The following is a 229-nucleotide window of genomic DNA, read 5'->3' as shown; positions in this document are numbered from 1 at the left end:
TGCAGGCCGGTGACCTGTCATTGGGCACGCTCGCCAAGTGTGCGATGGACGCGCCCGTGTTGGAGGTGGGCAGGCTCGTCGCCTGCACCGTGCGCATCGCGGAAGCGGCCGGCGAGCGCACCATCCAGTCGATTGCCGCCGAGGCCGGCAGCGCGCTGGTGACGCTGGGCAAGGACGTCGCGCGCAAGGGTGGCCTGGGCACGATCGAAACGGTTGGCAAGGGCGCCTT

The 229-nt window shown here is 70.3% G+C and carries 1 protein-coding gene; it reads left to right on the top strand.

The features are described from left to right. Positions 1-229, top strand: a 229-nt coding sequence (locus tag KVS69_RS20920; protein ID WP_217540279.1) for a hypothetical protein, incomplete at both ends; no start/stop codon positions are given.

It is taken from the genome of Stenotrophomonas sp. GbtcB23, from assembly GCF_019091045.1.
Classification (GTDB): Bacteria; Pseudomonadota; Gammaproteobacteria; order Xanthomonadales; family Xanthomonadaceae; genus Stenotrophomonas; species Stenotrophomonas rhizophila_A.
The sequence above is the reverse complement of the archived record's forward strand: the minus strand, read 5'-3'. Positions and strand labels throughout refer to the sequence as shown.